General features: G+C 46.2%; 11 protein-coding genes and 1 pseudogene. 9 read left to right on the forward strand and 3 right to left on the reverse strand.

Annotated elements, in window-relative coordinates; all coding sequences use genetic code 11:
* The first annotated feature begins 209 nt into the window (after nucleotides 1-209).
* The 6 genes from ltaS1 to CJU60_RS16980 all read left to right on the forward strand — a co-directional run bounded on the left by ltaS1 (nucleotide 210) and on the right by CJU60_RS16980 (nucleotide 7,185).
* A complete protein-coding gene (ltaS1, locus tag CJU60_RS16955; protein WP_024120525.1) occupies nucleotides 210-2,129 on the forward strand; it encodes a lipoteichoic acid synthase LtaS1 in 1,920 nt (639 codons plus the stop codon).
* 240 nt (nucleotides 2,130-2,369) lie between these two features.
* Nucleotides 2,370-3,134, forward strand: a complete 765-nt coding sequence (locus tag CJU60_RS16960; protein ID WP_024120526.1) for a glucose-1-phosphate cytidylyltransferase — start codon at nucleotides 2,370-2,372, stop codon at nucleotides 3,132-3,134.
* A gap of 6 nt (nucleotides 3,135-3,140) precedes the next feature.
* Complete coding sequence (locus CJU60_RS16965) at nucleotides 3,141-4,109, forward strand: GDP-mannose 4,6-dehydratase (RefSeq protein WP_024120527.1); 969 nt, start codon at nucleotides 3,141-3,143, stop codon at nucleotides 4,107-4,109.
* A 22-nt stretch (nucleotides 4,110-4,131) separates the two neighbouring features.
* Nucleotides 4,132-5,043 carry a putative nucleotide-diphospho-sugar transferase gene (locus CJU60_RS16970; protein ID WP_095714394.1) on the forward strand — a complete coding sequence of 304 codons (912 nt, stop codon included), beginning with the start codon at nucleotides 4,132-4,134 and terminating at the stop codon, nucleotides 5,041-5,043.
* A 28-nt stretch (nucleotides 5,044-5,071) separates the two neighbouring features.
* Nucleotides 5,072-6,235 carry a glycosyltransferase family 2 protein gene (locus CJU60_RS16975; protein ID WP_095714395.1) on the forward strand — a complete coding sequence of 388 codons (1,164 nt, stop codon included), beginning with the start codon at nucleotides 5,072-5,074 and terminating at the stop codon, nucleotides 6,233-6,235.
* 14 nt (nucleotides 6,236-6,249) lie between these two features.
* Nucleotides 6,250-7,185 carry a glycosyltransferase family protein gene (locus tag CJU60_RS16980; protein WP_095714396.1) on the forward strand — a complete coding sequence of 312 codons (936 nt, stop codon included), beginning with the start codon at nucleotides 6,250-6,252 and terminating at the stop codon, nucleotides 7,183-7,185.
* Between the two features lie 29 nt (nucleotides 7,186-7,214).
* Here CJU60_RS16980 and CJU60_RS16985 read toward each other — a convergent pair whose 3' ends face one another.
* The 3 genes from CJU60_RS16985 to bcaP form a co-directional block, all read right to left on the reverse strand.
* A complete protein-coding gene (locus CJU60_RS16985; protein ID WP_059293863.1) occupies nucleotides 7,215-8,447 on the reverse strand; it encodes an MFS transporter in 1,233 nt (410 codons plus the stop codon).
* A 121-nt stretch (nucleotides 8,448-8,568) separates the two neighbouring features.
* Entirely contained in the window at nucleotides 8,569-9,279 is a 711-nt protein-coding gene (locus CJU60_RS16990) for a YjjG family noncanonical pyrimidine nucleotidase (RefSeq protein WP_095714397.1), read from the reverse strand.
* 103 nt (nucleotides 9,280-9,382) lie between these two features.
* Entirely contained in the window at nucleotides 9,383-10,768 is a 1,386-nt protein-coding gene (gene bcaP, locus CJU60_RS16995) for a branched-chain amino acid transporter BcaP (RefSeq protein WP_095714398.1), read from the reverse strand.
* Nucleotides 10,769-11,015: 247 nt separating this feature from the next.
* Between bcaP and yfmT the strand changes: the two genes are divergently transcribed.
* From yfmT to CJU60_RS17010, 3 genes and pseudogenes are all read left to right on the forward strand, one after another.
* Entirely contained in the window at nucleotides 11,016-12,473 is a 1,458-nt protein-coding gene (gene yfmT / locus CJU60_RS17000; protein ID WP_095714399.1) for a benzaldehyde dehydrogenase, read from the forward strand.
* A 507-nt stretch (nucleotides 12,474-12,980) separates the two neighbouring features.
* Nucleotides 12,981-13,346 (forward strand): annotated as a pseudogene (locus tag CJU60_RS22215) (methyl-accepting chemotaxis protein); the annotation flags it as partial.
* A gap of 134 nt (nucleotides 13,347-13,480) precedes the next feature.
* The gene (locus CJU60_RS17010) at nucleotides 13,481-15,370 is read left to right on the forward strand and encodes an ABC-F family ATP-binding cassette domain-containing protein (RefSeq protein WP_095714400.1); all 1,890 of its coding nucleotides are present in this window, start codon (nucleotides 13,481-13,483) and stop codon (nucleotides 15,368-15,370) included.
* Nucleotides 15,371-15,420: the final 50 nt, after the last annotated feature.

Consider the following 15,420-nt stretch of genomic DNA (forward strand, 5'->3'; position numbering starts at 1 on the left):
ATTGAGGGCTTCTTTCGTCCAGTGTTTGGTTTGAAATAGGTGTAATAGAAATGGTATGGTGCAAAACGTAAATATCCCGGTATAGTGCGGTATATTTATTTGTTGTGTGATGCCTTGATTTTGTTTGGAAAGAAGGAATTGAAAGACAGGATAAAAGAGAAGGTAAAAGTAAATAAAGACTTAAAGTGTTTAAGAAAGTAGAGGTTGCCATGAAGAAACTTTTTTCTTACAAACTTAGCTTTTTTGTGTTGGCTGTTATACTGTTTTGGGCAAAAACGTATTTATCCTACAAAACAGAGTTTAACCTTGGGGTAAAAGGCACAACCCAAGAAATCCTTTTGGTGTTTAACCCGTTCTCAAGCGCCGTCTTCTTTTTAGGACTTGCTTTGCTTGCGAAAGGGCGAAAATCGGCTATTATCATGCTGATTATTGATTTTGTGATGACGTTCATTTTATATGCAAATATTTTATTCTATCGTTTCTTTGATGATTTCTTAACGTTCCCGAACATTAAACAGTCCGGCAACGTCGGAAACATGGGAGACGGTATTTTCAGCATCATGGCCGGTCATGATATTTTCTATTTCTTAGATATTATCATCTTGATTGCGGTACTGATCTGGAGACCTGAATTCAAAGGATTCAAAATGAAAAAACGTTTTGCGTCTTTGGTGATCCTTTCCGGGGTCGCACTGTTTTTCATCAACCTGCATTTTGCGGAAAAAGACCGCCCGCAGCTGCTGACAAGAACATTTGACCGCAATTATATCGTAAAATACTTAGGTCTTTACAATTACACCATTTATGACGGTGTGCAGACGGCTCAAACAGAAACGCAAAGAGCGTATGCAAGCAGCGATGATCTGACAAGTGTCGAGAATTACACGACGTCACATTACGCGAAGCCGAACGCTGAGTACTTTGGTTCTGCCAAAGGCAAAAACATCATTAAGATTCACCTGGAAAGCTTCCAGTCGTTCCTGATTGATTACAAGCTGAACGGTGAAGAAGTTACGCCATTCTTAAATAAACTGGCCCACGGCGGCGAAGACGTCACGTACTTCGATAACTTCTTCCATCAGACAGGTCAGGGTAAAACATCTGATGCCGAGCTGACAATGGATAACTCGATCTTCGGTCTTCCGGAAGGCTCCGCATTTGTAACAAAAGGCGAAAACACATACCAGTCGCTTCCTGCGATTTTGGATCAGAAGGAAGGCTATACAAGCGCCGTCCTGCACGGTGACTACAAATCGTTCTGGAACCGCGATCAGATTTACAAACATATCGGCTATGACAAATTTTTCGACGCAAGCACGTATGACATGTCAGAAGAAAACATCATTAATATGGGGCTCAAGGATAAGCCGTTCTTTACAGAATCAATTCCAAAACTTGAATCTCTGAAAAAGCCGTTTTACGCGCATTTGATTACCTTGACAAACCATTATCCGTTTAACTTGGATGAAAAAGACGCGACGATTAAGAAAGCGACGACTGGCGATAATACAGTCGACAGCTACTTCCAGACTGCCCGTTACCTTGACGAGTCCCTTGAGCAATTCTTCAAGGAACTGAAGGAAGCAGGTCTGTATGACAACTCAGTCATCATGATTTACGGTGACCACAATGGGATTTCTGAAAACCATAACCGCGCGATGAAAGAAATTCTCGGAAAAGAGATCACAGATTATCAAAACGCACAAAACCAGCGTGTGCCTCTGATGATCCGCATTCCTGGCAAAAAAGGCGGAGTGAACCATACGTATGGCGGCGAAATTGACGTCATGCCGACACTTCTTCACTTGCAAGGTATTGATTCTGAGAAATATATCAACTTCGGTACCGATTTATTCTCTAAAGACCACGACGACACAGTGGCGTTTAGAAACGGCGACTTTGTAACGCCGAAGTACACATCTGTCGACAATATCATCTATGATACGAAGACAGGTAAAGAAGTAAAAGCGAATGAAGATACGAAGAACCTGAAAACGAGAGTGACACAGCAGCTGAAGCTTTCAGACAGTGTCCTTTACAAAGATTTGCTGAGATTCCACAAACTCAGTGACTTTAAAGCCGTTGATCCTTCTGATTATCATTACGGCAAGGAAAAAGATATCGAATAAGACAAAGAAGAGCCTTGAGCGGGCGCATTGCCGCGCTCAGGGCTCTTTTTTTGTGTGGTTACATAACCAAGTTGAAAAAATAGATTCCATTTGGTCACCAAGGCCGCCTCTCTCTCATATCATTACAGTAGATTTTGAAACCGGTATTGGAATCGGACAAATTATCGGGGAAATGCCTTGATAGATTGTAAGGAGGTACCAAGGTTTCGAACTCAATATTCATAGAGATGAGGGGTAGAGATGAAAGCGGTCATTCTCTGCGGCGGAAAAGGAACGAGAATGAGTGAGGTCACGAATGAACTTCCTAAACCGCTCGCCATGATAGGCGGAAAACCGATTCTATGGCATATTATGAAAATCTATCAGTACTACGGAGTGAACGAGTTTATTCTGCTTTTAGGCTACAAAGGAGAAAAAATCAAAGAATATTTTCTTAACTACGAATGGAAGCACAACAGCCTCACGCTCGACAGTTCTACAGGAGAGGTGCAGATGCTGGGACAGCCTGAAACGTGGAAAATTACATTTTTGGAGACAGGGGAAGACACGCTGACAGCCGGAAGAATCTTGCAGGCGAAGGACTACATCGGCGATGAAACGTTTATGCTCACCTATGGGGACGGGCTGGCCAATATCAATCTTTTTCATCTCATCAGCTATCATCAGACAAAGGGGGCTGCCGCGACTGTCACCGGCATTGATAAAGTCTCGCAGTTCGGCACCTTAACGGTTGAGGATGGCATAGCGAAAACATTTTCTGAAAAGACATCGAGTGACGGCATCATCAATGGCGGATTTTTCGTTCTCAATCCAAAGGTTTTCGATTATTTGCCGGAGGACGGAAACGCCATGTTCGAAGATGAACCGCTGAAGAACCTTGCGAAAGACGGTGAACTTGCCGTGTATCGCCATTACGGATTTTGGACGGCAATCGATACGTATAAAAATCTTTTGGAAGTCAACAAGCTGTGGGATCAAGGACAACATGTATGGAAGGTATGGTGAACTGATTTGAGTTTCTGGAAAAATAAAAACGTATTTGTCACGGGTTGTACAGGTCTTTTAGGAAGCTATTTGGTGAAAGAGCTGATCGAACAGGGCGCAAACGTGACGGGGCTTGTCAGAGATCATGTGCCTCAGTCCAATCTTTATCAGGGAGAACATGTGAAGAAAATGAACATCGTGCAGGGCGCTCTTGAAGACTTGCCTGTGATTGAACGCGCGCTTGGCGAGTATGAAATCGACACGGTGTTTCACCTCGCTGCACAAGCGATTGTCGGCGTAGCGAACCGCAACCCGGTTTCAACCTTTGAAGCGAATATTCTCGGCACGTGGAATGTTCTTGAGGCCTGCCGGAAGCATCCGTTAATCAAGCGTGTCATTGTCGCGTCAAGCGATAAAGCATACGGCGATCAAGAAAACCTTCCGTACGATGAAGATATGCCGCTGCAAGGCAAGCATCCGTACGACGTATCGAAAAGCTGCGCGGATCTGATCAGCCATACGTATTTTCACACCTATGGCCTGCCGGTCTGTATCACACGCTGCGGAAATCTGTACGGCGGCGGGGATTTGAACTTCAACCGCATCATTCCGCAGACGATTCAGCTTGTGCTGAACGGGGAAGCTCCCGAAATCCGCAGCGACGGCACCTTTGTCCGCGACTATTTCTATATTGAAGATGCCGTTCAGGCTTATCTGCTTCTGGCGGAGAAAATGGAGGAACACAACCTCGCCGGGGAAGCCTTTAACTTCAGCAATGAGATTCAGCTGACTGTGCTTGAGTTAGTCGAGAAAATATTAAAGAAAATGAACAGCAATCTAAAGCCGAAGGTGCTGAATCAGGGAAGCAATGAAATCAAGCACCAATATTTATCTGCGGAAAAAGCGAGAAAGCTGCTGAATTGGACACCTGCTTACACCATTGATGAAGGACTTGAAAAAACCATTGCGTGGTACACAGAATTCTTCAAAAAGTAACGCGAAATGAGGTGAACATACCGTGACGAGCGCCTATTGCACCGTTTTATCAAAAGGAAGATTATATCAGGCAGTCGCCTTATTTAAGTCTTTAGCGCAAGTCGATCAAGAAAGCCCCATTTTTACGCTTTGTATGGATGATGACACGCACCGCGTATTGCAGAAATTGAATCTGAAGCAGCTGACACTTGTACCGGTGGCAGCGCTTGAAAATGAAACGCTCCTGAAGCTGAAGGATACACGGGATCAAAGCGAATACTGCTGGACGATGAAGCCGATCTTTCTGCAAGCTGTGCTGAACAGCAATCCCGAGCTGGAACGGGTGACGTATATTGATGGAGATTTATTTTTCTACACCGACCCGTCACCGATATTTTCGAACCAGCCGGACTGCTCGGTGCTGCTTTCCCGGGGCGATATTATCATCCCTTCCTTTGAAAGAGAGCAAATTGATATGCTGCAGCGTCTGTTAGGCAGATATAACTCGGGCTTTATCAGCTTTAAACATGATAAAGCAGGAACGGACTGTCTGGAGTGGTGGAAGGAGCGCTGTCTTGAGGAGTGTAAAAATGCGCCGGGTGAAGGGAAATTCGGGGATCAGGGCTATTTGGATTATATGTCTGAGCTGTTTCCGAATGTGTGTGACATTACGACACCAGGTGTGAACATCGGCCATTGGAATTACGGACAGCATACGTTTTCCTGGAAGGATGGCCGAATTGTGCTGGAAGATGGAAACCCGCTGATCTTCTATCATTTCAGCGGATATCGAATCGTCAGCATCAATGAAATCAATCAGATTCACGAAACAACACGCACAGACCTGCCGTTCGTGCATGAGCTGTACCAGCAGACCCTGCCGCATATCATTCAGCATATCAAAGCGCTTGACCCTGAATTTAACGGTTTTGCTTCAAAAGATGATAACAAATAAATGATTAAATACAGGAAGTGAAAATGAAGTGAAAGCAAGCGTTATTATTCCTGCATATAATTCAAAGGAGCGCCTCTATAACAGCCTTCTGTCTTTAAACCAGCAGGAGTGCGATGAAGAGTTTGAGGTCATCGTAGCAGATAATGGCTCTGAGGACGGGACGCTCTCGATGCTCAAATCGTTTCAAGCGGACTTTCCGCTGATTTTTGTACGGATTAAAGAAAACAGGGGCATTGCATACGGAAGAAATCAGGCGGTCCGCAATGCCAGAGGAGATATTCTGATATTCCATGACAGCGATATGCTTGCTGCCAAGGATCTTGTGGCAAAGCATATCAAAGCGCATGAAAACGAAGAGAATCTTGTCGTGTGCGGTTTATTTTGGAAAAGGATCTACAGCTATTATTATGAGCGCTTTGAAGATGAACATAAGAAGCAGCTCGCAAAATTATATGATGAAATGCCGAAAAAAGACAAACAAAAGCTTCTGGCGGAAGCGGATATCAAAAACGAAAGCTTTCTGGATCAAAGCTTTGACCTTGATACCGATTTTATTGACGTGCTGAAGCGGATACTGGATGAATACGGCGATGACTTAAAGGGCTACCATATGCCGTGGCGTTTTTTTATCACAAACAATTCATCAGTAAAACGAAAGCATGTGGCTGATCTCGGTTTGTTTGACGAAGGCATTGTGCGGTACGGGTTTGAGGATTATGATCTTGGGATCAGGCTCCATCAGGCCGGACTCACGTTCAGGCTGCACCGCGATATTGTCAGCGTTCATCAGGAGCACCCGAGCAATTGTCAGTCAGTAGACGATATCAGAGCAAACATTGCCTATATGTGCGACAAATATAACAACATTCAGTCATTAGACGTTCATCTTGCCTTTAACGGCCCATTCCCTCCGGACATGACCAACAGGATCATGGATGATATTCATAAGCTGCTGGACTCGAAGAAATACGACATGCTGCTGCATCTGTTTCTTGAGCTGCTCCATGTCGTGAAGGATCGCAATCTGGACCCGGATTGGCAGAAAAAAACACCGCGGGTGACTGCGAAAAGCTTTGATTTGCAAGCCGTTCAAAAGCTTCTGCCAAAAGCGAAGAAGAAGCTTGGCGTGAACGATTTTGCCAATGCACTGTATGCGCTTGTCAATGATTTACTGCACGTGGATCTTAGATAAATGGATGTGGTATGGTGAGTCAATTTCATTTTTCAACAATAGTGTCAAGGACGCACATCTTTAAACTGATGCCTATGATTCATTCCCTCCATGAGCATTGCGATGATTTTCATTTATATGTGCTGTGTGTTGATCAGAAGGCATATGAATTGCTACAGCACGTGCCATGGGAGCATGTCACCTTTGTGCAGCTTCATGAAATGGAAGATCCGGAGCTATTGGAAGCGAAAAGCAATAGAACGTTCCATGAGTATTGCTGGACACTGAAGCCCGCATTTTTGTTCCATGTCATGAGTCAGTGGGATGACGCCGAATATTATGCCCATATGGATACCGATCTGTTTTTCTTTTCTGATCCAGCGCGTATTTTTGCCGAAAATCCGGCGGCTTCACTGTATTTGACTGATCACCGCAACTCGCCGCGGTTCATGTCTTATTATGAGCGGACCGGGCGTTTTAACACAGGCTTTGTCGGCGCCCGGAATACGGAAGAAGCCTATAAAGCGGTGTGGCAGTGGAGACAGGATTGCATTGAATATTGCACGGTGGAAATGAATACGAAAAGAAAGACGTACGGCGATCAAAGGTATGTGGAGAAGTGGCCGGCGCATTATCAGGGTGTGCATGTTGTCAAATCAACCGGAGCCAATACGGCGCTTTGGAATATAGAAAACTATAAGGTGACTCAAAAGGACGGCCGCGTTTATCTAGATGAAACGCCGCTGATTTTCTATCATTTCTCCGGATTCACATTGGTGACGGAGAACGAATTTAATCTTTGCTGGTATTACCGCATTGAAGACGAAGCGACAATTGAAATGATTTATATGCCGTATGTGTTAAACCTGAAAAGGTGGATTGACGAAATACAGACGGCATTTCCGGACTTTGCGGACGGCTTTATCCCGAAGCACGCGGTGCCGGACACTCATTTTATACAGCTTGATTAAAAAACCCCTGCCAGGCGGCAGGGGTTTTTTCAGCTATGCCATTCTCTCAGTTTCTGATCACTCGGCAAAAGAAACGCAAGGATGCCAAGAATCGGGAGAAACGCAATGGCAATCATGGTCGGGGTCAGTCCCGCAGCATCAATGAGAGCGCCAAGCGCCACAGCGCCGATTGCTCCCATACCGAAGGCGAGGCCGACGGTTAAACCGGACATCGTGCCGATCTTTCCGGGGACAAGCTCCTGTGCATACACAACCGTTACGGAAAAGCTCGACATGAGAACCAAGCCGATCAAAGCGAGTACGCCATAGGCCAGAACCGGTCCGGCAAATGGAAGCAGAATCGCCAGCGGCGCTGAGCACAGCAGCGAGCCGAGAATGACAACTCGTTTTCCAAAACGGTCTGCGAGCGGGCCGCCGAGAAAGGTTCCGACAGCGCCAAACAGCAAAAAGACGAAAATATAGCTCTGAGCCTGCTGAATGCTTACGTGATATGTATCCATCGCGTAAAACGTGTAAAAGTTGCCAATCGCACTCGTATACCAAGAACGCGCGAAAATCAAAAAGATAATAATAATAAGAGCGGTTATAACGGACTTGGTGACAGACGAGTTTTGTTCAGCGGCTTTCTTTTGGGTGCCCTGCTTCTGTGCAAGACTGCCGAGCCGAGCGGCGTACCATTTTGCAATATAAAGCAGAAACATAACGGCGAGCGCGGCTACAAGTGTAAACCAGACAGCACCGAATTGTCCGAGCGGAACAAGGATCAGCGCGGTAATCAGGGGCGCCATCGCTTGGCCTGAGTTTCCTCCGACCTGATAAATGGACTGGGCAAGCCCGCGTTTTGTGCCGGCGGCCATATAAGCCACACGGGAGCCTTCCGGATGAAAAATAGCGGAGCCTAATCCGATGAAAAACACACAGCACAAGATCGTCACAAATGACGGGGCAAATGCAAGGCCCAATATGCCGAGCATGCTGGCAGTCAGCCCGATCGGCAGGGCGTACGGCCGCGGCCGTTTATCCGTATACCAGCCGACGACAGGCTGCATGACGGATGACACCATGTTTAACGTAAAAGCGATGATGCCAAGCTGTGTGAATGTCAAACTCATGGAGCGTTCCAAAATCGGGAACATGGCCGGAATCACAGCCTGAAGCGAATCGTTGAGCATGTGGCAGATTCCGATGATAAACAAAATCGGATACACGGTGGTGCCGGGTTTTTGAACAGGTTTTTCCTTCAGCGGGGCGGCAATAGCCAAATGATTCTCCTCCTAACATATATCACCAGTGCATACCACCATATTATTCATAAGGTGAAGGATTTATCAAGGGAAAAAAGACGCCTTCTGGAAAGACGCAGCGCCCGCCGGCCAAAAAACATTAACAGTTGATGATTGTGTTTTCGATTTTCAGAATATGATATAGCTCTTCAAGCTTACGAATGTGGTACGTTGGCACAACCTCTGTTTCAGTGAGATTCATGTCAGGGCTAAGCCAGCACGTATCAATTCCCGCGAGCTGTCCGCCTTTGATGTCCGCTGTCAGCGAATCGCCGATGATTAAAGTGTGCTCCGCTGAAAAATGGGGAATCCGTTCAAACACATAGTCGAAGTACTCTTTCATCGGCTTTTGAAAACCTGTGTCTTCAGAAACGAAAATGTCCTTGAAGAACGGAAATAATTCTGAATCTCTGAGACGCTTATACTGAGTACTGGAAACGCCGTTTGTCACGATATACAAATCAAAATGCTGTTCCAGTTTTGCGATGAGATCAAAGGCTCCGTCCATAAGCTGGTGCCCTTCTTCAAGAAAACGGCGATATTTCTGGTCTAGCAGCACTCCGTCTGCTTCATAGCCATATTCCTTGAACAAAGCGGAAAAGCGGGTGGTCATCACTTCATCGCGAGTCATGTTTCCGCCTTCAAAGGCTCTCCAGAGGCCTTGATTAATTGTTTGATAACGGGATTCCATTTCATCGGTAAGCGGAATGTTCTGATCTTCAAACAGCAGGCGCAGCGCTAATTTTTCTGCCGCTGTAAAATCCAAAATGGTATTATCTACATCAAATAATAAAGTGCGGTATGGTTTCAAGGCTGGTCTTCCTTTCTGTATGTATACTCAAAGTATAGCACACGCAAAAACGAAAAAAGCCGGCGGATTGGACGTTTGAAATGTCCGCACCGACGGCTTACAATTATTTGTTTAATAAGCTGTGTTTTTTTGCATAAAGGAAATAAACGATCGTTCCGACGGCGATCCAGATGACAAATGAAAGCCATGTGATGCCTGGAAGGCTGTACATAAACCAAAGGCATATTCCAGCGCTGATGATTGGCACAACCGGAACGAACGGCACCCTGAAGGAAGCTTTGATTTCCGGGTGTTTCTTTCTTAACACAATAACAGCGATCGAAATGACTGTAAATGCCGCAAGCGTTCCCATGTTTACAAGGTGCGCAAGTGTGCCAAGATTAATAAATCCTGCGATTCCCGCCGCGACGATTCCTGTCAGCCATGTGTTGCGGAACGGCGTTTTGAATGACGGATGAATCTTTGCGAACAATCCCGGCAAAAGACCGTCTCTGCTCATGGCAAAGGTTAAACGGACCTGGGCATACAGCAATGCGAGCATCACTGTTGTGATTCCGATGATAGCGCCGACAGAAATAATTCCCGCAACCGCATCCTGGCCGACGAATTTAAGCGCAAAGGACACCGGATCACCGACATTTAATTTGGCATAAGGCATCATACCTGTTAAAACAAGCGATACCGTGATGTACAAAATGGTGCAGACGGCCAGAGCTGAAATGATGCCGATCGGCATATTTTTTTGCGGATGCTTCACTTCTTCTGAAGCGTTGGAAACTGCGTCAAATCCGAGATACGCGAAGAAAACCGTTGCCGCGCTGACAATGACGCCTTTCATTCCAAACGGCATAAAAGGAGTCCAGTTATCCGGTTTGACATAACCGAAGCCGACAATAATGAACAATAAAATAATTCCGATTTTCATCAGCACGATCACGTTGTTGAAGCGTGTACTTTCTTTGACACCTCTGCTGACAATTGCAGTGATGATGAGAATAATGACCGCAGCCGGAAGGTTAAACACGGCGCCCGGCGAGCTTCCCGGAGCTCCTGTCAGAGCAGCTGGAATATGAATATTAAAGCCGGCGAGCAGCGATTGAAAGTATGACGACCAGCCCGTGGCAACCGCCGACAGCGCAATGACATATTCAAGCATGAGATCCCAACCGATTAAAAAGGCGAGCAGCTCTCCAAGTGTGATATAGGAGTATGAGTACACGCTTCCCGAGATTGGTATCGAAGACGAAAACTCAGCATAACAGAAGGCGGCAAGCGCACAGGCAAGGCCCGCTAAAATAAACGATAAGATCAGGGCGGGACCGGCACCGGTCGCGGCCACTGTTCCTGTAATAACGAAGATCCCAGTGCCGATGACACACCCGATACCGAGAAGTGTTAAATCAAATGCGCTTAAAGTGCGAGCGAGGCTGTTGGATTGGCTCTGCGCATTTAATGTTTCAAGCGGTTTTTTCCTAAATAATGAACTCATGAAAAGTTCCTCCTGAAGATTTCAAAATATTCTAATCATTATATACATTTCTTGTTGTATTATATTGTCGAAATTTGACACAGTCAATCATATATTTTTCTGCTTTAAACGATAGAAGCTAAAAAGCGTTGTCGTATCATAATATAGTAATTTTTACAAAGGGGATATTGAATTTTGCTGATGGTGAACCGATAGAAATGATAGATTGGCCATATTTTGATTTGCTGGTAAAAAGGAGATGCTGACCATGTTTCAATATGAAGAATTAAACAAACAATTTATTAGCGGAAAATGGCAGGAGGGCAGCAGCCCAAATGTATTGGAAAACAAAAATCCTTATACTCAAAAAACAATCACATCCTTTCAAAAAGCGACAGCTGATGATGTAGATGAAGCGTACCGGGCGGCGGCTTTGGCAAAGAAAAAATGGGATGCGGTCAACCCATTCGAGAAAAGAGCAATCTTAGAAAAAGCCGTTACGTATATTGAAGAGAATGAAGAAGCCATCATTTATTTGATTATGGAAGAGCTGGGTGGAACAAGGCTGAAAGCAGCTTTTGAAATCGGACTCGTGAAAAACATCATCAAAGAAGCGGCGACGTTCCCTGTCCGCATGGAAGGGAAAATCCTTCCTTCTACAATAGACGGCAAGGAAAACAGATTATATCGAGTGCCGGCAGGCGTTGTCGGTGTCATCAGTCCTTTTAACTTCCCATTCTTTTTATCTATGAAATCAGTAGCCCCGGCACTGGGAGCAGGCAATGGCGTCGTTTTGAAGCCGCACGAAGAAACACCGATTTGCGGCGGTACGCTGATTGCGAAGATTTTTGAAAATGCGGGCGTTCCGGAAGGACTGCTGAATGTTGTTGTCACTGACATCGAAGAAATCGGTGACAGCTTTGTCGAACACCCGGTGCCGCGGATCATCTCATTTACAGGCTCTACGAAAGTGGGCAGCTACATCGGCCAGCTTGCGATGAAGCACTTTAAAAAGCCGCTTCTTGAGCTTGGCGGAAACAGCGCCTTTATCGTGCTTGAAGATGCGGATATCGAATATGCAGTCAATGCGGCAGTGTTCAGCAGATTTACCCATCAAGGACAGATTTGTATGTCAGCCAATCGCGTACTGGTTCACTCATCAATTTATGATCAATTCCTTGAGCTGTATCAGGCAAAAGTGGAATCGCTGAAAGTTGGTGACCCGATGGACCCTGATACGATTATCGGGCCTTTAATCAACAGCAGGCAGACTGACGGTTTAATGAAATCTGTTGAGAAAGCGATTGAAGAAGGAGCTGTTCCGGTGAAGCTAGGCGGATTTAACGGAACGATCGTGGAGCCGACCATCTTAAAAGACGTGAAACCGTTTATGAGCATTGCCAAGGAAGAGCTGTTCGGGCCAGTCGTCTCCTTCATGACATTTGATTCAGAAGACGAAGCGGTAGATATTGCAAACGATACCCCGTTTGGCTTAAGCGGAGCCGTACATACCTCCAACCTTGAACGCGGTGTGGCTTTTGCGAAACGCATTGAAACAGGCATGATTCACGTGAATGACACGACGATTAATGATGAACCGAATGTGGCATTCGGCGGTGAAAAGCAATCTGGCCTCGGCCGATTAAATGGCGAATGGAGTCTTGAAGAATTTACGACACTGAAATGGATTTCAGTTCAGCACGAAAAACGCAGCTTCCCTTACTAATAAAAGGAGTGATTGGAATTGAGCATAAGAACGGAAAATGAAACAGCAGATCTTCTAGACGCATTTGTAAAAGTAGCCCCTTATTTAAACAGCCTGGTTCAGGATGATATTACAATCGGCATTTATGATACAGAGAAATTGCTGGTCAATATTCCGGCAAAAACCTTCTCCCTTAACGTAAAAGCCGGAGATCCGCTGCAAGAAGGAGATATCATCACAGACGCGATCCGCAGCAATCAGAAAAAAACGAGCATGGTGCCGAAGGAATTGTTCGGTTTCCCATTGATCGCACGCGCCATCCCGCTTCATGACCAGAACGGAAGAGTGATTGGAGGAGTGGGCCTCGGCACGAGCCTTGAGGAGTCCTCTAAGCTTCATGATGTAGCGGAAAGCTTATCGGCAGTTGTTGAACAAACGGCTGCGGCCATTTCCGATATATCTGACTCCATTAACGGATTCTCATCGCAAATGTCGGGCATTTCCTCACAAGCGAAAAAGGTAAGCGAAAGCGCGGGAGAAATCGCCGATATTTCAGTAACCGTGAAAGGCATTTCTGATCAGAGCAATCTGCTCGGTTTAAATGCTGCGATTGAAGCCGCACGGGCAGGGGAGTCCGGAAAAGGCTTTTCTGTCGTAGCCGATGAAATCAGAAAGCTTGCGACGCATTCGAAAGAAAATGTCGGCCAGATCGATCAGATCACGAAAAAAATCCACAGCCTGTTAAAAGGGCTAGAAGAATCGATTGAATCGATTAATCAGCATACTGACGGACAAGCTGCTGCTGTTGAACAGATTTCCGCCACGATGCAGGAGATCTCAGGCAGTGCGCAGCATCTCGCTAAAATGGCAGAAAAAGCGCTTGAAGAAGAGTAAGAGACTGGGGACAGAGTCCCCGGTCTTTTTTTCTGTCCGGTACTTCCATGAAATTTGTCTGCTCTTTTACTAGTTTTATTCCAGCGGCTGATTTAAAATGTACACATGAACTTACGTGAGGATTGATAGGAACCATGAGCATATTAAAAGCGGAGAACCTTTACAAAACATACGGAGATAAGACGTTATTTGACCATATCTCCTTTCATATTGAAGAGAATGAGAGAATCGGATTAATCGGGCCGAACGGCACCGGAAAATCAACGCTGCTGAAAGTGATTGCCGGCTTGGAATCTGTTGAAGAAGGCGACATCGCCAAATCCGGCAGCGTGCATGTTGAATTTCTTCATCAGGACCCGCAGCTGCCTGCTGGACAAACTATTCTGGAGCATATTTATTCAGGTGAATCGGCTGTCATGAGAACGCTCCGTGAATACGAAAAGGCGCTCTATGAGCTGGGAGAAGACCCGGAAGATGAAAAACGCCAGAAACACCTGCTGGCGGCGCAGGCGAAAATGGATGCAAACAACGCGTGGGATGCGAATACCTTGGCGAAAACGGTGTTATCGAAGCTGGGAGTAACTGACGTGACAAAGCCTGTGAACGAGCTCTCAGGCGGACAGAAAAAACGGGTGGCGATTGCGAAAAACTTAATTCAACCCGCTGATCTTCTGATTTTAGACGAGCCGACGAACCATTTGGATAATGAAACGATTGAATGGCTTGAAGGGTATTTGGCGCAATATCCAGGCGCCGTCATGCTGGTGACGCACGACAGGTACTTCTTAAACCGCGTGACAAACCGCATTTATGAGCTTGAACGGGGCAGTCTTTATACCTACAAAGGCAACTATGAAGTCTTTTTGGAAAAGCGCGCGGAACGGGAAGCGCAGGCTGAGCAAAAAGAAACGAAGCGGCAAAATCTGCTGCGCCGTGAACTGGCCTGGCTCAGACGCGGAGCGAAAGCACGCTCCACAAAACAAAAGGCGAGAATCGGCAGGGTAGAGTCGCTTAAGGAGCAGAAGGGCCCTCAGTCAGCCGGCTCGCTCGACTTTGCGATTGGCTCCCACCGCCTTGGAAAGCAAGTAATCGAAGCGGAGAACGTGATGATCGCTTATGGAGGAAACGTACTCGTCGATCGATTCAATGAACTGGTCATACCGGGTGAACGAATCGGGATCATCGGGCCGAACGGCATCGGAAAAACAACGCTGTTAAACAGCCTTGCCGGACGAATCACTCCTGACGGCGGCCATATTACGATCGGCCAGACAGTACGAATCGGCTACTATACCCAGGATCACAGTGAAATGAACGGTGAGCTGAAGGTGATTGAATACATTAAAGAAACAGCGGAAGTCGTGAAAACAGAGGACGGCGATATCGTCACCGCTGAACAAATGCTTGAGCGCTTCCTCTTCCCGCGCTCCATGCAGCAAACCTATATCCGCAAGCTGTCCGGCGGAGAAAAGCGGCGCTTATACTTGCTTCAGGTTCTGATGCAGGAGCCGAATGTGCTGTTTCTCGATGAGCCGACGAACGACTTGGATACAGAAACGTTAAGCGTGCTTGAGGATTATATTGAACAGTTCCCTGGCGTTGTCATCACCGTATCCCATGACCGCTACTTCCTTGACCGCGTCGTAGACCGTTTGATTGTCTTTGAAGGAAATGGCGTGATTTCTCGCTTCCAAGGCTCCTACAGTGACTATATGGAGCAGGCCAAAGCAAGAAAAATGACCGAAAAACCCGCAGCTGAAGTCAAAACAACTGAAGCGGAACCGAAGAAAAAACGGAAAAAGCTTTCTTACAAAGATCAGCTTGAATGGGACGGCATTGAAGATAAAATTGCCGAGCTTGAAGAAAAGCATGAACAGCTCGAAGCGGATATCGCCGCGGCGGGCAGTGATTTCGGGAAAATTCAAGAGCTGATGGCCGAGCAGGCAAAAACAGCGGAAGAGCTTGAGGCAGCGATGGATCGCTGGACAGAATTGTCCCTCATGATAGAAGAGCTGGAAAGCTAAAAAAGTGCGGCCTACTGCAGGCCGCACTTTTTTTCACATAATGTACAAAA

It is taken from the genome of Bacillus sp. 7705b, from assembly GCF_002289525.1.
In the GTDB taxonomy this organism is placed as follows: domain Bacteria; phylum Bacillota; class Bacilli; order Bacillales; family Bacillaceae; genus Bacillus; species Bacillus halotolerans.

What these genes read in the sequence shown, in the direction of transcription:
- ltaS1 (WP_024120525.1), top strand. Translation starts at nt 210, where the DNA reads ATGAAGAAACTTTTTTCTTACAAACTTAGCTTTTTTGTGTTGGCTGTT.
- CJU60_RS16960 (WP_024120526.1), top strand. Translation starts at nt 2,370, where the DNA reads ATGAAAGCGGTCATTCTCTGCGGCGGAAAAGGAACGAGAATGAGTGAG.
- bcaP (WP_095714398.1), bottom strand. Translation starts at nt 10,768, where the DNA reads ATGAGTTCATTATTTAGGAAAAAACCGCTTGAAACATTAAATGCGCAG.
- yfmT (WP_095714399.1), top strand. Translation starts at nt 11,016, where the DNA reads ATGTTTCAATATGAAGAATTAAACAAACAATTTATTAGCGGAAAATGG.
- CJU60_RS17010 (WP_095714400.1), top strand. Translation starts at nt 13,481, where the DNA reads ATGAGCATATTAAAAGCGGAGAACCTTTACAAAACATACGGAGATAAG.